This is a genomic window from Bradyrhizobium sp. Bra78 (assembly GCF_024519855.1).
Classification (GTDB): Bacteria; Pseudomonadota; Alphaproteobacteria; order Rhizobiales; family Xanthobacteraceae; genus Bradyrhizobium; species Bradyrhizobium japonicum_G.
The window spans coordinates 614,472-632,458 of sequence record NZ_JALJRE010000001.1; the positions used below are offsets into that span (position 1 = coordinate 614,472).

Below are 17,987 nucleotides of genomic sequence, written 5' to 3' on the forward strand. Positions count from 1 at the left end.
AAGCACTGCTGCTTCATTCAAATTCTTCGCGAGTAGAAGCGCCCTCTGAGCGCGAAGAAATGACGCTTAAATCACATTCTTGGTCTGGCGTCGTTTCTCGGTCCTTCTCGTAAGATTCCAAGCGCCAAAACACCAGCGTCTTCAGAGCCGAAGACTCGGCTCTTCATCTGCTCTCTCATCGCGCGACAATCTCGCCGCGTGCCGCTTGCGTGCGACTTCATCTTAAGAAGCGAGGTCAGCTGCGGCGTCTTGCGCGAGCATTATTGCGCGTCAGCAGTCTGCCGGGCGGGGCTCGCGGCCATCGCGATCAGCCGCAACGCCATCACCGCGAGGAGCGGAATGAGAAATGCGGCGTAGAGCGGCATCGCCGGCACGCGCTTGCCGAACGACACCATGAACTGGACCCAGAGATAGTATCCGCCTGCTAGGTGCAGCGCGCGCCAAGCGCGCGGCCCGAGCAGCGCGGCGGTGCGGTCGAACGAGGTCGCGCTCATGGCGATGATGACGGCATAGCCGATGCCGCCGAAGATGTAGGAGGCCGCCGAGGTGGTCTCGGCAAAGCCGGCCGGATCCATCTCGGCGAACGCGACGATCGCGCCTGCGTGGATGGCGTGGGAGGCGGCGAAGCTCAAGCCCAGATAGCGCCGGTTGCGTCGCTGCCAGCGCGTCCAGCTGTTGGGCCACAGCCGCGCCAGTGCCGCGGCACTGAAGGCGAGGCAGAACAGCAGCAGCGAGCTTCGTGCCGTGAAGCGGATCACCATCCGCACGCCCTCGACCTCGAACTGCCGCATCGAGGCGATCCACAGGCTCAGGACGATCAGGCTCAAGCAGAAAGCGGCGAGCAGCCGCCAGCCTTCAAACCAGCTTTGGCGTTGTGTCATGGTGGTCTCCTCCATTATGTAATCATCGATTACATTTGGGGAGGGGGTGACCGTCAATGGTGTAATCGCTGCTTACATTCACGTTCGGGTGATGCTAGAACGCGGCATGCCCGCTCGACCGCCGTCCAAGCCGCGTGCTCGCCGCACCAATCTCCCCGAACCCCGGCCCTATCACCATGGCGACCTCCGCCGCGCGCTGATCGATGCTGCGCTGCAACTGGCTGCGGAGGGTGCGGAAGTCTCGGTGCGCGAGGCCGCACGACGGGCCGCGGTGTCGCCGGGGGCGCCGTTCCGGCACTTTCCGAACCGCGATGCCTTGATGGCGGCGGCGGCCGAGGAGGCGCAGCGGCGCTTTCGAGCCGAGATCGAGGTGGCGCTGGATCAGGCACCGACCGCCGCTCCGCTCGGCCGCTTCCGCGCCTTCGGCCTTGCCTACCTGCGCTGGGCGATGCGCAATCCCGCGCATTTCGAGATCATCTCCACCGGGCGCTATTTCGCCCATGGCAGCTCGGCGGAGCTGACGCGCGACAATGCCGAGTTGATCGCTCTGACCGAGCAGATCCTGGCCGATGCGGCGAAGCAGGGCCTGTTGCGATCGGCCGACCTCAAGAGCATCCAGGTCGCCGGCCGCGCCATGGTCTACGGCTTTGCCCGGATGAACCTCGACGGCCACCTTCCGCGGTGGGGCGTGGAGGAGGGCGAGATCGACCAGATGGCGGAAGGGGTGATCGACCTGTTCATCGCCGGGATCGCCAGGCCGGCGCACGGCGCCTGATCCTGCCCGACCCTCATGGTGAGGAGGCGCGTAGCGCCGTCTCGAACCATGCAGGCCCAACTCGGGCCTCGCCCTTCGAGACGCCTGCGTCGCAGGCTCCTGAGGGTGAGGGATGGAGTTGGCCACGCGGCCGTTCGCCGTCCACTAACATTAAGCGAAGATCGGCCCGTGACGCGCGTTGCTTGTCCGTGACCGTTCAATTACAGTTTTATGACACGGTGCAGGCCTCCGGCTGCGCCGAACGCCGCAGGCCGGCCAGACGGCTGGGTATTCATCGCGCCGGACCAGAAGTTGCGTGTCGTCGATGGCGTCCGCGCCCAGTCCAGGTCCCTTTGGCACGACCGCCGTGCTGGCGAGCGTCGCCGCGCTCGGCATGTGGCGGCTGCTCGCGGTCGCGGCGCCCCATCTGGCGGCGCTCGCGCTGATGTACGAGACCGAGACCGATTTCGGCTCGCGCCTCTCCTTCGCGCTGGCCTGGGGCATCCTCAACTTCTTCTGGATCACGCTGCTGCGGCGGCCGGCGCTGTCGGGTGCGCTGTCGCTGACCATGGTCGTGGTGCTGGTGCTGCTGTCGCGGCTCAAGCACGACGTCGTGCAGATGACGGTCAACTTCATCGACCTGATGATGATCGACCGCGACACGGTGGCATTCCTGTTCACGATCTTCCCGAATTTGCGCTGGTCGGTGATCCTGGCCGGCCTCGTCACGCTGCCGCTGATGTATGCGCTGTGGTGGCTCGACCCGTTCCGCATCCGCCGCCTGCCGGCGCTCGCCTGCAAGCTCGCTTGTCTTGCCGCGCTGGTCGGCTATTCGCTCTATCGTCCGGACGAGGCCTGGCGCGGCTATTACGACGACGGCTATCTCTCGAAATTCTTCCGCTCCGGCGTCAGCGCGGTCTCCGACTTTGCGCAATACGGCTTCATGGAGTCGGCCGCTTCGACCAGCGAGCGGCTCAATGTGCCGCTGGTCGATGCCTGCCATCCAGCGGGCCGGCGACCGAACATCATCATGGTCCATGATGAATCGAGCTTCGACATCCGCGCGGCCCAAGGCATCAAGGTGCCGCCGGGCTATGGCAGCCATTTCAAGTCCTGGGACGGCAAGGAGCGTACGTTCCTGGCCGAAAGCAATGGCGGGCCGAGCTGGTTCACCGAATACAACGTGCTCGCGGGCCTTTCCTCGCGCTCGTTCGGCCGCTTCGCATATTTCGTGACGCGCATCGCCTCAAACCGCGTCGAGCGCGGCCTGCCGCTGGCGCTGCGCCGCTGCGGCTACGATACCCTATCGCTCTATCCCGCCTATGGCGGCTTCATGGGCGCGCGCAGCTTTCAGATGACGACCGGCGTCGAACGCTTCCTCGACTCGAAGGATCTCGGCGCCAAGGATGTCGAGCCGGACTCTTTCTTCTATGACAAGGCGCTCCGGCTGATGGGCGAGCGGAGGCCGAACAAGCCGCTGTTCACCTTCATCTATCTCGGCGCCAATCATTTCCCCTGGGAGACGCGCTTCCGCCCCGATCTGCTGCCGAACTGGCGTGCGCCCGGCAATGTCCCGTCGATCGACGAATATCTGCGCCGGCAGGCGATGAGCGCCGAGCAGTACAGAGCGTTCGTCGCGGGCCTGAAGAAGAGTTTTCCCGGCGAGCCCTTCCTGATCGTGCGCTACGGCGACCACCAGCCTGAGTTTGCGCCGAATATTCTCGAGCCCGGGCTCGACGAGGGCGCTATCGGCAAGAAGCTCGACGCCTACGATCCGCGTCTCTACGCGACCTATTATGCGATCGACGCCGTCAATTTCGAGCCGGTCAAGAGCGAGGCCGTGATGGACACGATCGACGGCCCGTATCTGCCGCTGGTCATCCAGGAAGCCGCCGGTATTCCGCTTGATCCGTCCTTCGCCGAGCAGAAGCAGATCATGCTCCGTTGCAAGGGAATCTTTTACGGCTGCAAGGACGGGGCGGAAGCGCGGCGGCTGAACCGGCTGCTGATCGATGCGGGGATGATCCGGGGGCTGTAGCGCCCCTCGCGGCTCTTTCCGATCATCGACGCCGATGGCGCCCTATAGTGTGCTGGCAACTTCATTCGCGTGATCGCTTCGGAAAACTTGCAGGCCCGCATCGGCGGCCCGGTCTCCTTTCACACCCGAAGAGCGCAGGCGACATTACCAGTCGTTCATGATTGGTCGGACTAAAGTCTGAGCCGCAAGCACCCGCAATCACCGACTTGTAATTGGCGCGATGCGCCGCTTCCAAACGATTGTCACGATTGCTTCCATCATGAGGCGCGTCGCCACCTCGGTCTTCCGGCGGCACGTCCATCTGATCCAACTTTCTTGCAGGAGTTCTGTCCATGCGAGCGCTTCACGCTGCGCGGCTTGCAATTGCCCTGGCGTTGCTTGGTCCCGTCGTTCATGCGGCCGAGCCGCCACACGATATCAAGGGGCTCTACCTGATGACCGACTATCCGGCGATCACGGTGCGGCCCGGCACCACCGCCAACGTTTCGCTGCGCTTGCAGGATTACGGGCTGTCGCCGGAGCGCTATCAACTTTCGGTCGCGGGCGTGCCGAGCGGCTGGACGGCAACGCTGCTCGGCGGCGGCCAGCCGGTTGGAGCGGCGATGCCGGCACCCGATGGCAGCGTTGCTTTGCAGCTCAGGCTCGACGTTCCCGCTGGCAATGATCTCAGCGCGCACACGCTCACGGTCAAGGCCGAAGGGCAGGGCACCAATGCGGAGCTGCCCATCGCGGTATCGCTCGCCAAGGAACTGCCCGCAAAACTCAGCGTGAAGTCGAGCCTGCCGTCGCTGCGCGGCAGCCCGAAGTCCAATTTCGACTATACGCTCTCGATCAAGAACGACTCAGGACGCAACCTCGTCGCAAGCTTCGGCGCCGACGCACCGGCCAATTTCGAGACCTCGTTCACCGAGGCCTATGGCACGCAGGAGCTGTCCTCGATCCCGATCGACGCCGGCCAGTCCAAGGACATCAAGCTGAAGGTACGTCCGCCCAGCACGATCGATGCCGGTCACTTCCCGGTCAAGGTCACCGTGAAGGCGGAGGACGCCTCGGCGTCCACCGAGCTCGCGCTTGACGTGGTCGGCCAGCCGCAGCTCCAGATCTCCGGCCGCGACGGTCTGTTGAGCGCACGTGCGGTCGCGGGGCAGCAAAGCTCGATCCCGCTCGTCGTGACCAACACCGGTACGGCGCCGGCCGAGAACATTGCACTGGCAGGGAGCGCACCGAGCGGATGGAAGGTAACATTCGAGCCGGCGACGATCGACCGCCTCGTGCCAGGCAAGGATAGCGAAGTGCAGGCGCTGCTTACCCCCAGCGACAAGTCGCTGGCCGGCGACTACCAGACCACGCTCCGCGCCACCTCGCGCGGCGAAAGCGCCTCCAGTCAGTTCCGCGTCACCGTCGGCACTTCGACGGTATGGGGCATGGCGGGCGCGGGCGTCATCGGCGTCGCGCTGCTGTTGATGCTGGGTGCAGTTGCGAGGTTTGGACGGCGATGAGCGATCAACAGAACGATGCCCGACGGACGGCCCGAGACCCCGTCATCACCGCGCGCGGGCTGACAAGGCGCTACGACAAGACCGTGGTCGTCGACTCCATCGACTTTGACATTGCCCGCGGCGAGGTGTTCGGTCTGCTCGGCCCGAACGGCGCCGGCAAGACCACGACCATCCTGATGATGCTCGGCTTGACGGAGATCTCGTCCGGCGAGGTCAGCGTGCTCAGCTTCAACCCTGCGCGCGAGCCGTTGAAGGTCAAGCGGCGAGTCGGCTACCTGCCCGATTCCGTCGGCTTCTACGATCAGCTTACGGCCACGGAAAACCTCGCCTACACCGCCAAGCTGATGGGACTGCCGCGCGCCGAGCGCGTGCGGCGGATCGAGGCTGCGTTGGTGCGGGTAGGATTGGCGGACGTCGCGTCACGCCGCGTCGCGACATTCTCGCGCGGCATGCGCCAGCGGCTGGGCCTTGCCGAGATCATCGTCAAGCGCGCCGAGATAGCGATCCTCGACGAGCCGACTTCCGGACTTGATCCGCAGGCGACGCAGGAATTCCTCGGATTGATCGGGGAGTTGAAATCCGAGGGCATCACGGTGCTGTTGTCCTCCCACATGCTCGACCAGGTTCAGCGCATCTGCGATCGCGTCGCGCTGTTCCAGGCCGGCCGCATCGTGCTGATGGGCGCTGTGCCGGAACTGGCGGTCAAGGTGCTCGGCGCCGGCTTCGTCGTGGAAGTCGAGGCCGAGGGGCTTGGCATCGCCCGGCGGCTCGCGATGATCCCCGGCGTGACCCAGGTCGAGACGCTTGCCGCCGATCGCTTCCGCATGACCGCGGAGCGGGACGTGCGGCCGGACGCGGCGCGCGCCGTCGTCGCGGTCGATGGATCGCTGCGGCGCTTGTCGGTCGACGAGCCGAGCCTGGAGGCGATCTACGCGCGCTATTTCCAGGTCCAGCCCACCGGAGACGTTCGTCATGCGGCGTGAGGGTTCACCATTCCAGGGACTGTCCACGGTCTTCGTCAAGGAACTCGCGGACCACATCTCCAGCGTCCGAATGCTGATGCTGGAACTGCTGATCGTCTTCACGGCGCTCGCCGCGCTCTACGAGGCGATCAACAGCCTGCGGCAGAACACGGCCGAAGATCCGTTCCTGCTGCTGCGGCTGTTCACCATCGACCAGGCGCCGCTGCCGTCCTTCGTCGCGATCCTCGGATTTCTCATCCCCCTGATGGCGATCGGATTGGGCTTCGATGCCGTCAACAGCGAACACAACCGGCGGACGCTGTCCCGTATCCTGGCGCAGCCGATCTACCGGGATGCGTTGCTGATGGGGAAATTTCTCGCAGCCCTCGCGACCATCGGCATCAGTCTCGCCGCATTGTGGCTTTTGGTGATTGGCCTTGGCCTGATTTTCCTCGGGGTGCCGCCCGGCGGCGAGGAGATCGCGCGCTCGCTCGTTTTTCTGGTGGTGGCGATCTTCTATGCCGGGGTCTGGCTGTCGCTTGCGATGCTGCTCTCGATCGTATTCCGCTCGCCCGCGACCGCCGCGCTGGTCTCGCTCGGCATCTGGCTGTTCCTGACCGTGCTGTGGCCGATGCTGGCCCCGGCGATCGCGCAGGCGGTCGCGCCGTCCGATCCGCGCTACGCGCTGCTCGGCCTGAACGACCCGGCAACCGCGATCTGGACTCAGGAACTGCTGCGGCTGTCGCCAAACGATCTGTTCGGGGAGGCCATGCTTGCCGTGCTGTCGCCGAGCACGCGCACGCTCGGGCCGGTCTTCCTCGATCAGCTCCACGGTGCCGTCATGGGCGCGCCGCTCCCGTTCGGCGAAAGCGTCATGATTGCCTGGCCGCAGACCGTAGGCCTCGTCGCGGGCACCATCGTGCTGTTCGCGTCCGGCTACGTGCTGTTCCAGCGGCAGGAGGTGAGGGCGTGAACTGATTGCGCTTTGCCCTCTCTTCCTCCAGAGATGGGCGAAGAGGGGGTAGCCGGAGTCCCCCGTCCCGGCTACCCCCTCGACTCTCTGTTTCACCGTCGCCCGGTCTTCTCCCACAGCCACCGCGCCACTGCATCAGGCGACGAGTTCGCGTCATTGCCGCTGGCGCGCAAATTGGCTTCGCGCATGGTTGTGATGTCGATCTTGTCGAGCAGCGGTCTGAGCGCAGCCTGCAGCCGCTCGTCGCCGGCGCGCTTCGGGGCGAGCAGCAGGATCGCATCGTAGGGCGGAATCGCCTGCCTGGGATCGTCGAGCGCAACGAGATCGTATTTCGCGATCAACCCGTCGCTGGTGTAGCCGGCGATCACGTCGACCTCGCCGCTGGCGACGGCCGCATACATGAAATCCGGCTGCATCTGGCGCTGGGCGCGGAACTGGAGCCCATAGGCCTTTTGCAGTGCGGCCCATTCGGGCCGCGAGAAGAACTCATAGTCGCCGGCGATCGACAGCGTCGGCGCATGCGCGGCGAGATCGGCGATGGTGCGGATGCCAAGCGCCTCGGCGCGCTTTTTCGGGATCACCAGCGCATAGGCATTCTCGAAGCCGAGCTCGCCGAGCAGGGTGATGTTCTCCTTCGCAAGTGTTGTCTTCAGCTCCGCGAGCAACTCGGCGCGCGGCTTGATGTCCGTGCGATGCAGCTGGTTGGCCCAGAGCGTGCCGGAATAATCGACGTAGAGATCGATGTCGCCGGCCTTCAACGCCGCGAAGATCACGCTGGAGCCGAGGCCCGATCGTGCGGTGGCCGAGAGGCCGGCGGCCTGGAGGCGCTCCCTGAGCAGGGCGGAGAGCACATATTGTTCCGCAAAAGTCTTGGCGCCGACGACATAGCCTTGCGCGGAGCGTCCCATCGTCGGCACCAGCGTTGCAGCGACCAGCGCCGCGATCCCGCCCGCGCCAAGCGCCATACGCACGCGGCTGCGGCGGCGCAGGCCGCTCTCGATCAGGCCGAGCAGTTGATCGACCGCGAGCGCGAGCAGCGCCGACGCAAAGCAGCCGAACAGCACGAACACCCAGTTCTGGGTCTGAAGCCCGGCAAAGATGTAATTGCCGAGGCTGGTCTGCCCGATCGGGGTCGACAGCGTCGCGGTGCCGATCACCCACACCGCGGCGGTGCGGATGCCGGCCATCATCACCGGCAGCGCCAGCGGCAGCTCGACCATGACGAGCGACTGCCGGGCCGTCATGCCGACGCCCTTCGCGGCCTCGATCAGCGCGGGATCGATGCCGTTGAGGCCGGTGATGCCGTTGCGCAGCACCGGGAGCATCGAATAGAGCGCCAGCGCCAGCATCGCCGGCAGGAAGCCGAAGGCGGAGAAGGAAATGCCGAACCAGGCCAGCGTCACGGAGGCCGCCGCAAGCAACAGCGGATAGAACAGCGCAAGCAGCGCCAGACCCGGGACTGTCTGCACGATGCTGGCGAGCGCGAGCAGGACGCCGCGCGGTGCCGGGCGATTGCGCGTCACGATCGCCAGCGGCAGGCTGGCGGCAAGGCCAAGCGCGAGCGCGACGAGACTCACCCGCACATGATTGCCGAGATAGTCGGGCAGATGCGCCAGCGCCTCGCCCCAGCGCGGATCGGACGACAGGCTCATGCCGCACCGCCGTGCGGTAGCAGCGCGTTCAGCCGCTCGACCTGTCGTCGTGGCGTGCGCAACAACTCCAGCACGTAGGCGTCGCTGCTTCTCGAGAGCTCCGCCGGCGTGCCCTGCGCGAGCAGCTTTCCGCTGCGCATTACCGCGATACGGTCGGCGAGCAGGATCGCTTCCGTCATGTCGTGCGTGATCATCACGGTGGTCAGGCCAAGGCTGCGGTGAAGCGAACGATAGTCGTCGCCGAGCGCATCGCGGGTGAGGGGATCGAGCGCGCCGAACGGCTCGTCCATCAGCACGATGCGGGGCTTTGCCGCGAGCGCCCGCGCCACGCCGACGCGCTGGCGCTGGCCGCCCGAGAGTGCCTCCGGCAGACGGTCGCGATGCGCGGCACGGTCGAGCTGCACGAGTTCGAGCAGTTCGTCGACGCGAGCGCCGATGTCCGACGGCGGCACGCCCAGCAGCCTCGGCGTGATCCCGATATTGTCGGCCACGCTCAGGTGCGGAAACAATCCGCCGCTCTGGAACACGTAGCCGATCCGCCGGCGCAGTGCGACCGGATCGACATTTTGGACGTCCTCGCCCTCCACAGTGATGGTGCCGCCATCCGCCTCGATCAGCCGATTGGCGAGCCGCAGCAACGTCGTCTTTCCCGAACCCGAGCCGCCGACGATGGCCACAAACTCGCCTTCGGCGATGTCGAGCGACAAATCGTCCACGGCCTTGAGCGCGCCGAAGCTCTTGGTGACGTGGGCATAGCCAATCATCGGCCTGGACGGCATCGGGCGGGGCTCACTGCGCTGACCCGCCCAATGGAGGGAGGGGATGACAAGGCCCATGCGTACCACGCTTGGCCGGTTGATTGAACTTGGCCGCGCGAGGGGCTAAGGCATCGGGCCATATTCGGAGGGAACCCATGACAATGCCCACGGCAGTGGCGCTGGAAAATGCCAAGGTCGCGTTCCGGCTGGGGGACGACCGGGTCTATACGGCGGTGGAGCAGGCGAATCTGACAGTCGGGCAGGGCGAGTTCGTCGCCATCGTCGGCCCGACCGGTTGCGGGAAGTCGACGCTGCTCAACGTTGCGGCCGGGCTGCTCAAGCCGGCCGCCGGCGGCGTCGAGATATTCGGCCGGCCGCTCGCCGGGCTGAACCGGGATGCCGGCTATCTGTTCCAGGCCGACGCTCTGTTCCCCTGGAAGACCGCGATCGACAATGTCGCGATCGGGCTCGAGATCAAGGGCACACCGCGCAGCGAGGCGCTGCCGCGGGCGCAGAAATGGCTGACGTCGGTAGGCCTCGGGGCCTTCGCGGGCCGCTATCCGCACATGCTGTCGGGCGGCCAGCGCAAGCGTGTGGCGCTGGCGCAGGTGCTGATCCGCGATCCAAAGATCCTGCTGATGGACGAGCCGTTCGGGCCGCTCGATGCGCAGACGAGGCAGGTCATGGGTAACCTTCTGCTCGACCTCTGGAATGCCGACCGCAAGGCCGTGCTGTTCGTGACCCATGACCTCGAGGAGGCGATCGCGCTCGCCGATCGCGTCGTGATCATGTCGGCGGGGCCGTCCTCGCGCATCATCGGCGACTGGCGCGTGAGCTTGCCGCGACCGCGCGACATTTTTGAAGTGCGGCTAGACAAGGAGTTCCATGCGCTTCATCGCGAGATCTGGGGCGTGCTCAAGGACGAGGTCATGAAGGGCTATGCGCAGTCCACCCACGCGACGGAGGCAGTCTGATGTCGCGGGTCACGCTGCTTGGGCTGCAAATCCTGGTCGCCATCGTCGGCATCGCGCTGTGGCAATTGCTGTCGACCGTCCCCGTGTTCGGGAAGATCCTCCTGCCGCCGTTCTTCTTCTCCAACCCGGTCGACGTATTCGCGCAGATCGTCAAGTGGTTCTCGTCCGGTGTGATCTGGAAGCATCTCGGCATCACGCTGACGGAATCGATCCTGGCCTTCGTGATCGGATCGCTCGGCGGTGTGCTGATCGGCTTCTGGTTCGCGCGCCAGCCGCTGGTCGCCGCGGTGTTCGACCCCTACGTCAAGATGGTCAACGCGCTGCCGCGCGTGGTGCTGGCGCCGATTTTTGCGCTGTGGCTCGGCCTCGGGATCTGGTCGAAGGTCGCGCTCGGCGTGACGCTGGTGTTCTTCATCGTGTTCTTCAACGTCTATCAGGGTGTCAAGGAAGTCAGTCGCACCGTGCTCGACAACGGTCGCATGCTCGGCATGAGCGAGCGGCAGTTGATGCGCCACGTCTATTGGCCCTCGGCCCTGTCCTGGATGTTCTCCTCGCTGCACACCTCGGTCGGTTTCGCTGTGGTCGGCGCGGTCGTCGGCGAGTATCTGGGATCGGCGGCAGGACTTGGCTATCTCATCCAGCAGGCCGAAGGCATATTCGACGTCGCCGGCGTATTCGCCGGCATGTTCGTGCTGTCGGCCTTCGTCATCCTGATCGACTTCGGGGTGACGCTGGTGGAGCGGAGACTGTTGGTCTGGCGGCCGACCGTGGACGGGCGCGGCTAAGCCGGCCCGCGCCGGCTGACATTTATGTGATTGACCGGCCGGAATAGAACGCGCGCTCACGCGTCAAACCCCCATGCAACCACCTGCATGGGAGTTCAGGATGCCCCCCTTACAGTTTCGGCGCGCGGTAACGGCGCTCTCAGGCAGATGCCGATGGCCGCGGCCGCCTGGCCTCGGCACAGCGCTCCTTGCCGCGCGCATTCTCGTTGCGTTCGCGCTCCCTCCAATCGTCTTCGCGCACGAGTCCTATCCGAGCCAGCCTGCTGCGCTGAGCACGGAGGAGAGCGCCTTCCTGCAGGAGAACGATTCTGCCATGACCAGGATGATGAACAACATGGCGGCCAAACCGACCGGCGACATCGATCGCGATTTCGTCGCGATGATGAGCCCGCATCATCAGGGTGCCATCGACATGGCGGTGATCGAGCTGCGGTACGGCAAGAACGAGCAGCTTCGGCGCATCGCCCAGGAAATCATCGTCGATCAGATGCAGGAGATCGCCGCCATGAAGCTCGCCATCGGCGAGCCGGCGACCGACGCCACCCCTGCTCCGACCCAGCCGCAATCCGTTCCCATCGCAACCGTTCATCATCACCAGGGAATGCAGATGGACATGTCCACTGGAATGAAGAAGTAGGAGCCCAGATGACCACGTCACGAATCAATATGATGAAGAGCATTCTTCTGGCGGCCACCATGCTCGCCACCGGCCCCGTCGCATGGGCTGGACAGGCGCCGGGCGCGCTGTCCGCCCCCGACATTCCGATCAGTCATCACGATCGCGTCTACGCGGCGGAGCAGTTCTCGAATACGGTTTCGGTCACCGACCCGGTCGACAACAAGCTGCTTGGTGTGATCCGGCTCGGTGACCCGCAGCCCGGCAATTTCAGCCCGCTCTACAAGGGCCAGGTGCTCGTGCACGGCATGGGTTTCTCGCCCGATCACAAGACGCTGGCCGTTGTGTCGATCGGCTCGAATTCGGTAAGCTTCATCGACACCGCGACCAACGCGGTCAAGCACGTGACCTATGTCGGGCGGTCGCCACACGAGGCGTTCTTTACGCCTGACGGCAAGGAGGTCTGGGTTACCGTCCGCGGCGAAAACTACATCTCTATCATCGACCCGACGAGCTTCAGGGAGAAAACCCGCATCACGACGCCGAACGGGCCGGGCATGCAGATTTTCTCACCCGACGGCAAATACGGCTACATCTGCTCGTCCTTCAATCCCGAGACCGACGTGGTCTCGGTGGCCGAGCACAAGATCATCGCCACGGTGAAACAGGAGAGCCCGTTCTGCCCGAACATCGCGGCGACGCCGGACGGAAAACAGGTGTGGTTCACGCTGAAGGACGTCGGTCGGACCCAGGTGTTCAACGCCAGGCCGCCGTTCAACGCAATCAGGACGATCGACACCGGGCCGATCACCAATCACGTCAACTTCGCGCACACCGCCAAGGGCACATTCGCCTATGTCACCATCGGTGGCCTGAACCAAGTGAAGGTGTTCCGCACCGACGACTTCTCGCAGGCCGCGACGATTCCGATGGGCAGCCTGCCGCACGGCGTCTGGCCGTCCGGCGACGGCACACGCATCTATGTGGGATTGGAGAACGCCGACGCGCTTGCGGCGATCGACACCGCGACCAACAAAGTGGTCGGAAACGTGCCGATCGGCCAGGCGCCACAGGCGATCGCCTATGTTCCAAATGCCGCGCCCGACCCGGATGACCGTCAGAATTTGCAGGCACTCGGCATCGCTGGTCAGGTTGCTCATCTCACGCTCGCATCGAAGGACGCTGCAAAGGACGGTAAGGCGCCGACCAGCGTCTCACTGTTCGATCAGGGTCTGATCCAGGTATTGCAGGCTTCGGTGACGGGACTTCGGCCCAAGCAGAAATATGTGTTGGCGCTTGCGGAACGCAGTGACGGGGGCGGCCCATTGCAGCCGCTGGCAGCCTTCATGACCAATCCGGCCGGATCCGCTATCGTCAACGCGGCCGGTCCGATCCGGCAGATCGTCGACCAGTCTGCCGCGGCCGCAAAGCGCTATTTGGTGATAGCGTCCGGCGACGCAGCCATGCCCGGTGAGGCGGTCCAGATCGAGGCGCAATGACGACCAGCCGAACGGCAATGGAGAGCAGGCGGAGCGCTTCATGAAGGATATGCTGGTTCAGGTCGAGCCGCTGATCCCCGCGCTCCGCCGCTATGCGCGCGCGCTCATGCGCGAACGCGCGGCGGCCGACGATCTGGTTCAGGATTGCCTGGAGCGTGCCGTCAGCCGCTGGCACCAGCGGCGCGACGGCAGCGTGCGCGCCTGGCTGTTCACCATCCTTCACAACCTGGCGGTCACTCAGTTTCGCCAGGCGACAGCGCGGGGCAGGCATATGCCGATCGACGATGGCGAGCGGGAACTTGTCAGCGCGGCGGAACAGGAGCACAGGCTGATCTATCAGGACGTCCTGGGCAAGCTTGCGAAACTCCCGGAGGAGCAGCGGGCCGTGTTGTTGCTGGTCGCAGTCGAGGATCTCTCCTATGCGGATGCCGCGGTGGTGCTGAACATCCCGATCGGGACCGTGATGTCGCGGCTGTCGCGTGCGCGGGAAAGGCTGCAGCAGGAGATGGATGGCGTTGCGGCTGGAAATGTCGTGGCTTTGCGGAGTGTGAAATGAACCAGCGGCCGATCACCGAGGATGATCTCCACGCCTATGTGGACCAGGCGCTCGAGCCCGAGCGTCGCGCGGAGGTCGCCTCCTATCTGGACGATCATCCGGATGTCGCCGCGCGCGTTGCGGCCTTCGCGACCCAGCGTGAGCATTTGCGCGGTGCGCTTGCGTCGATCGCCGACGAGCCGTTGCCGGCCGAGCTGAACCTGTCACGCATCATCGAGCGCCGGAAGCCGCCTCAGCGGGCGTGGTGGGCCGTCGCTGCGATGTTGCTCCTGGGCATCGGTGGTCTCGGCGGGTGGACCATGCGCAGCGTGTTGCAGGAGGGCTCGAACGGACTGTCTGCGCTGGCACAAGAGGCCGCCTACTCCTATGGCGTCTACGCACCGGATCGCGTGCGGCCGGTCGAGATAAGGGCGTCCGAAAGTGCGGAACTCACGCAATGGGTCTCGAACCGGTTGAAGCAGCCGGTGAAGGTGCCGGACCTCTCTGTCTCAGGCTACAGGCTGATGGGTGGGCGCCTGGTTGCGACGTCGCACGGCCCGGCCGCGATGTTCATGTATGATGATGATCACGGCGACCGCCTCGTTGTGCTGACGCGCCCGATGAGCAACCGCAATCTGGACACGCCGATGATGCCGCAATCGACCGGCGATGTCGCGGGTTTCGTGTGGGCCGACGGCGGCATGGGTTACACGCTCGTCGGGCAGCTTCCGGGGGAGACCCTCAAGCCGATCGCGAATGAGATCCGGAAGCAGGCGCGCCCGATTTAGCTCTCCGCCCGTCGCGCCGAAAGGCTGAAGGCCAGAGCCTTGTTCGGCGCTTCTCAAGCGGCTGGTGCTGCTCTATGGTGCCGCCAGCCGAACGGAGGAAACCAATGAAGAACACGATTGCCAGGCTCGCCGGCGCGTTGCTCGCGCTGATGCTCACCACCGGTCTTGCCGTGGCGCAAAGCAAGGTAACCATCGCAGTCGGCGGCGGCTCCTGCCTGTGCTATCTGCCGACGGTGCTGGCCAAGCAACTCGGCGAATACGACAAGGCCGGCCTCAGCGTCGAGCTCGTGGACCTCAAGGGCGGCTCGGACGCGCTCAAGGCCGTGCTCGGCGGCAGCGCCGACGTGGTCTCCGGCTATTTCGACCATTGCGTCAACCTGGCGGCCAAGAAGCAGGAGCTTCAGGCTTTCGTGGTCTATGACCGCTATCCCGGCCTCGTGCTGGTGGTCTCGCCGTCGCACACCAACGAAATCAAGTCGGTCAAGGATCTCGCCGGCAAGAAGGTCGGCGTCAGCGCACCGGGTTCCTCCACCGACTTCTTCCTGAAGTATATGCTGAAGAAGAACGGCCTCGATCCGGCCGGCACCGCCGTGATCGGCGTCGGCCTCGGCGCCACCGCTGTTGCCGCAATGGAGCAAGGGCAGATCGACGCGGCGGTGATGCTCGATCCGTCCGTGACCGTGCTCCAGGGCAGCCACAAGGATCTGCGCATCCTCAGCGATACCCGTACCCAGAAGGATACGCTCGAGACGTTCGGCGGGGAATATCCCGGCGGCGCGCTGTATTCGACGGCTGCATGGGTCGCCGGCCATGAGAAGGAGACGCAGGCGCTCACCAACGCGATCCTCGCAACGCTCGCCTGGATTCACTCGCATTCGCCCGAGGAGATCATGGCGAAGATGCCGGAGGAGACGGTCGGCAAGAACAAGGACCTCTATCTCGCGGCGCTGAAGAACACGATCCCGATGTTCTCCGAAACCGGCAAGATGGACCCGAAGGGCGCCGACGCCGTGCTCGCGGTGTTCAGCGTCGGTTCTCCCGAAGTGGCCAACGCCAAGATCGATGTCAGCAAGACCTTCACCAACAAGTACGTCGAACAAGCGAAGAAGACCACGGGGAGCGCCAAATAGCTGACGCGAAGGCGTGGTAACCGGCCCGTCATGACATCCCCGGTCATTCATCGCGTCACGACGCTTGATCTCGCCGTGCGGCCGATGATCTGGCCGTTCGCCGAGGAGCGGCGCGCCGAGATCGCGGCGCACTTTGCCGAGAATCAGCGCGAGCGGCCGAAACTCTGGAACGGACGCGTCCTGCTCGGGCGCGACGCCGTGTTCACGGACGGCCATCTCGCCGCGACCTATTTCGAGACCGATTTTGCCAGCTTCCTCGCCTGGCGCGACTGGGGCTTCCCTGACACCGCCGTGTTCAACGGTTTTGGCATGGGAGCATTGCGGACTTCCGACGGCGCCTTTGTCATGGGCGAGATGGCGCCCCACACCGCCAATGCGGGCCGCATCTATTTTCCCTCGGGTACGCCTGATCTCGACGACGTCAGGGACGGAGCGCTCGACATCCCCGGCAGTGTCGTCCGCGAACTCGGCGAGGAGACCGGCCTGACGGCGGCCGACTACCAGGCCGAGCCGGATTGGCATTGCGTCGTCAGTGGCCGAGCGATTGCAATGATTCAGGTTCTCAACCTGGATATGCCGAGCGATGTAGCGCGTGCGCAAATTGAAGCCAATCTCGCGCGTGAGGCCGAGCCGGAGCTGTCGGCCATTCATCTCGTGCGCGGGATGAGCGATCTCACGCCGTCCATGCCGCGATTTGTCACGGCCTTCGTCGAGCAGCAGTTTGCTTCGCGCTGATGCGCGAGACTTGACATCGCTTCGCTCAACCCATGTGATGGGAAAAAAGCAAAAGCAAAAAGAATGCAATGCACAATGGTCCAGGGAGGTTTTGATGCGCCTGCGCATGGCTGCCCGCTTGGTACGTGGGCTGTTGGTCGCGATATCAGCGACGGGCTTGGCGATGTCCGCCCAGGCCCAGGAGAAGAAGATCAAGATCGGCGTCGTTTTCGATTTGACCGGACCTCTCGCCGGCGGCGGGTCTGAGCTCGGTTACATCGGCGCAAAAATCATCCTCGACCATTTCGCCAGGACCGGCGTCGAGGGCTACAAGATCGAGGCGGTTTACGCCGATGCGCAGAGCAAGCCCGACGTCGCCATCAACGAATCCGTCCGCCTGCTCGAGCAGGAGAAGGTCGACATGGTGCTCGGCTTCTTCTCCTCGGCGCAATGCGTGCCGGTGGCCGCGCGCGTCGAGCAGCTCAAGAAGTTCATGTGGATGACGACTTGCATCTCGTCGGCCGTGTTCAACGAGAAGGGCTACAAATACGTGTTCCGCCCGCAGGCGAGCGGCGACCAGTTCGGCATGATGACGATGGATTTCATCGCGCAGAACGCCAAAGCGAAGTTCGGCAAGGAACCGAAGGACCTTCGCGTTGCCATCATCCACGAGGACGGCGCCTATGGCGTCGACGTGTCCAGGGGCAACGAGGCCGGCGCGAAGAAGGCGGGCTTCAACGTCGTGATGAAGGAGGGCTATTCGGCCACCGCGCCTGATCTCTCGGCGCTGGTGACCAAGCTGAAGCGCGCCAAGCCCGACGTCATTTTTCACACCGGCTATAACCCCGATATCACGCTGTTGCTGCGCCAGGCCCGGGAGCAGGGCCTGAAGTTCGGCGCGCTGATGGGGCACGGTGCGGGTTACGGCGTCTATGAGAAGCTGAAGGAGGGCATGGGAGCCGACGCCACCTACATCTTCAACACCGATCCGATCTCGATCTGGCTCGCCAACCAGAAGACCATGGATCCGAAGCTTCCGCCCGTCATCAAGATGGTCGGTGAGGAGTTCGACAAGATCCGGCCCGGCGTCGCCATCCGTTCCGCCCATGTCGGCATCGGTGCGTCCAACACGTATGTCTTCCTGGCCGACGTGCTGCCGCGCGCGATCAAGAAATATGGCGGGGGCGATCCAGACGCCTTGCGCAAGGCCGCGCTCGATACCGATATCCCCGAGGGCGGCACTATGCTCGGCTTCGGCGTCAAGTTCTACGGCGAGGGCACGCCGATGGCGGGGCAGAACGAGCGCTCATTCCCGGTCGTGATCCAGTATATCGACGATAAATCCTCCGTGGTGTGGCCCAAGAGCCAGGCGCAGCGCGAGGCTGTGCTGCCGCTGCCGAAGGGCACCACCTACAGCAACCAGTAGCGG

At 64.7% G+C, this 17,987-nt stretch carries 17 protein-coding genes; 14 read left to right on the top strand and 3 right to left on the bottom strand.

Annotated features, from left to right (window positions below):
* Positions 1 to 260: 260 nt before the first annotated feature.
* Positions 261 to 881 (bottom strand): hypothetical protein, encoded by a 621-nt coding sequence (locus tag OC450_RS02930; protein ID WP_211384604.1) that lies wholly within the window; start codon positions 879 to 881, stop codon positions 261 to 263.
* Positions 882 to 987: 106 nt separating this feature from the next.
* Here OC450_RS02930 and OC450_RS02935 point away from each other — a divergent pair, with 106 nt between their 5' ends.
* From OC450_RS02935 to OC450_RS02955, 5 genes are all read left to right on the top strand, one after another.
* Positions 988 to 1,656 (top strand): TetR/AcrR family transcriptional regulator, encoded by a 669-nt coding sequence (locus OC450_RS02935; RefSeq protein WP_249129135.1) that lies wholly within the window; start codon positions 988 to 990, stop codon positions 1,654 to 1,656.
* Positions 1,657 to 1,960: 304 nt separating this feature from the next.
* On the top strand, positions 1,961 to 3,673 hold the full coding sequence (locus tag OC450_RS02940) for an LTA synthase family protein (RefSeq protein ID WP_262047134.1): 1,713 nt from the start codon (positions 1,961 to 1,963) through the stop codon (positions 3,671 to 3,673).
* Between the two features lie 332 nt (positions 3,674 to 4,005).
* On the top strand, positions 4,006 to 5,172 hold the full coding sequence (locus OC450_RS02945) for an NEW3 domain-containing protein (protein ID WP_262047135.1): 1,167 nt from the start codon (positions 4,006 to 4,008) through the stop codon (positions 5,170 to 5,172).
* On the top strand, positions 5,169 to 6,155 hold the full coding sequence (locus tag OC450_RS02950; RefSeq protein ID WP_262047136.1) for an ABC transporter ATP-binding protein: 987 nt from the start codon (positions 5,169 to 5,171) through the stop codon (positions 6,153 to 6,155). The genes OC450_RS02945 and OC450_RS02950 overlap by 4 nt, the downstream gene beginning before the upstream one ends.
* Positions 6,145 to 7,107: an ABC transporter permease gene (locus OC450_RS02955; RefSeq protein ID WP_262047137.1), complete on the top strand. Its 963-nt coding sequence runs from the start codon at positions 6,145 to 6,147 to the stop codon at positions 7,105 to 7,107. The genes OC450_RS02950 and OC450_RS02955 overlap by 11 nt, the downstream gene beginning before the upstream one ends.
* 92 nt (positions 7,108 to 7,199) lie before the next feature.
* Here the strand turns inward: OC450_RS02955 and OC450_RS02960 are convergent, their stop codons facing one another.
* Both OC450_RS02960 and OC450_RS02965 read right to left on the bottom strand, forming a co-directional pair.
* Positions 7,200 to 8,759 (bottom strand): glycine betaine ABC transporter substrate-binding protein, encoded by a 1,560-nt coding sequence (locus OC450_RS02960; protein ID WP_262047138.1) that lies wholly within the window; start codon positions 8,757 to 8,759, stop codon positions 7,200 to 7,202.
* A complete protein-coding gene (locus tag OC450_RS02965) occupies positions 8,756 to 9,538 on the bottom strand; it encodes an ABC transporter ATP-binding protein (RefSeq protein ID WP_211384611.1) in 783 nt (260 codons plus the stop codon). The genes OC450_RS02960 and OC450_RS02965 overlap by 4 nt, the downstream gene beginning before the upstream one ends.
* Positions 9,539 to 9,672: 134 nt before the next feature.
* On the opposite strand from OC450_RS02965, the gene OC450_RS02970 reads away from it, so the two are divergent.
* From OC450_RS02970 to OC450_RS03010, 9 genes are all read left to right on the top strand, one after another.
* Positions 9,673 to 10,491 carry an ABC transporter ATP-binding protein gene (locus OC450_RS02970; protein ID WP_256806086.1) on the top strand — a complete coding sequence of 273 codons (819 nt, stop codon included), beginning with the start codon at positions 9,673 to 9,675 and terminating at the stop codon, positions 10,489 to 10,491.
* Positions 10,491 to 11,276, top strand: a complete 786-nt coding sequence (locus OC450_RS02975) for an ABC transporter permease (protein WP_211384613.1) — start codon at positions 10,491 to 10,493, stop codon at positions 11,274 to 11,276. The genes OC450_RS02970 and OC450_RS02975 overlap by 1 nt, the downstream gene beginning before the upstream one ends.
* A 100-nt stretch (positions 11,277 to 11,376) precedes the next feature.
* On the top strand, positions 11,377 to 11,913 hold the full coding sequence (locus OC450_RS02980) for a DUF305 domain-containing protein (RefSeq protein WP_262047139.1): 537 nt from the start codon (positions 11,377 to 11,379) through the stop codon (positions 11,911 to 11,913).
* 8 nt (positions 11,914 to 11,921) lie between these two features.
* Positions 11,922 to 13,391 (top strand): YncE family protein, encoded by a 1,470-nt coding sequence (locus tag OC450_RS02985; protein ID WP_262047140.1) that lies wholly within the window; start codon positions 11,922 to 11,924, stop codon positions 13,389 to 13,391.
* Between the two features lie 40 nt (positions 13,392 to 13,431).
* A complete protein-coding gene (locus OC450_RS02990) occupies positions 13,432 to 13,947 on the top strand; it encodes a sigma-70 family RNA polymerase sigma factor (RefSeq protein WP_262047141.1) in 516 nt (171 codons plus the stop codon).
* Positions 13,944 to 14,714: an anti-sigma factor family protein gene (locus OC450_RS02995; RefSeq protein ID WP_211384617.1), complete on the top strand. Its 771-nt coding sequence runs from the start codon at positions 13,944 to 13,946 to the stop codon at positions 14,712 to 14,714. Before OC450_RS02990 ends, OC450_RS02995 begins: the two co-directional genes overlap by 4 nt.
* Positions 14,715 to 14,818: 104 nt before the next feature.
* A complete protein-coding gene (locus OC450_RS03000) occupies positions 14,819 to 15,844 on the top strand; it encodes an ABC transporter substrate-binding protein (RefSeq protein ID WP_262047142.1) in 1,026 nt (341 codons plus the stop codon).
* A gap of 30 nt (positions 15,845 to 15,874) precedes the next feature.
* Positions 15,875 to 16,579, top strand: a complete 705-nt coding sequence (locus OC450_RS03005; protein ID WP_211384619.1) for an NUDIX hydrolase — start codon at positions 15,875 to 15,877, stop codon at positions 16,577 to 16,579.
* 94 nt (positions 16,580 to 16,673) lie between these two features.
* The gene (locus OC450_RS03010) at positions 16,674 to 17,984 is read left to right on the top strand and encodes an ABC transporter substrate-binding protein (protein WP_315986370.1); all 1,311 of its coding nucleotides are present in this window, start codon (positions 16,674 to 16,676) and stop codon (positions 17,982 to 17,984) included.
* The last annotated feature ends 3 nt before the right edge of the window (positions 17,985 to 17,987 follow it).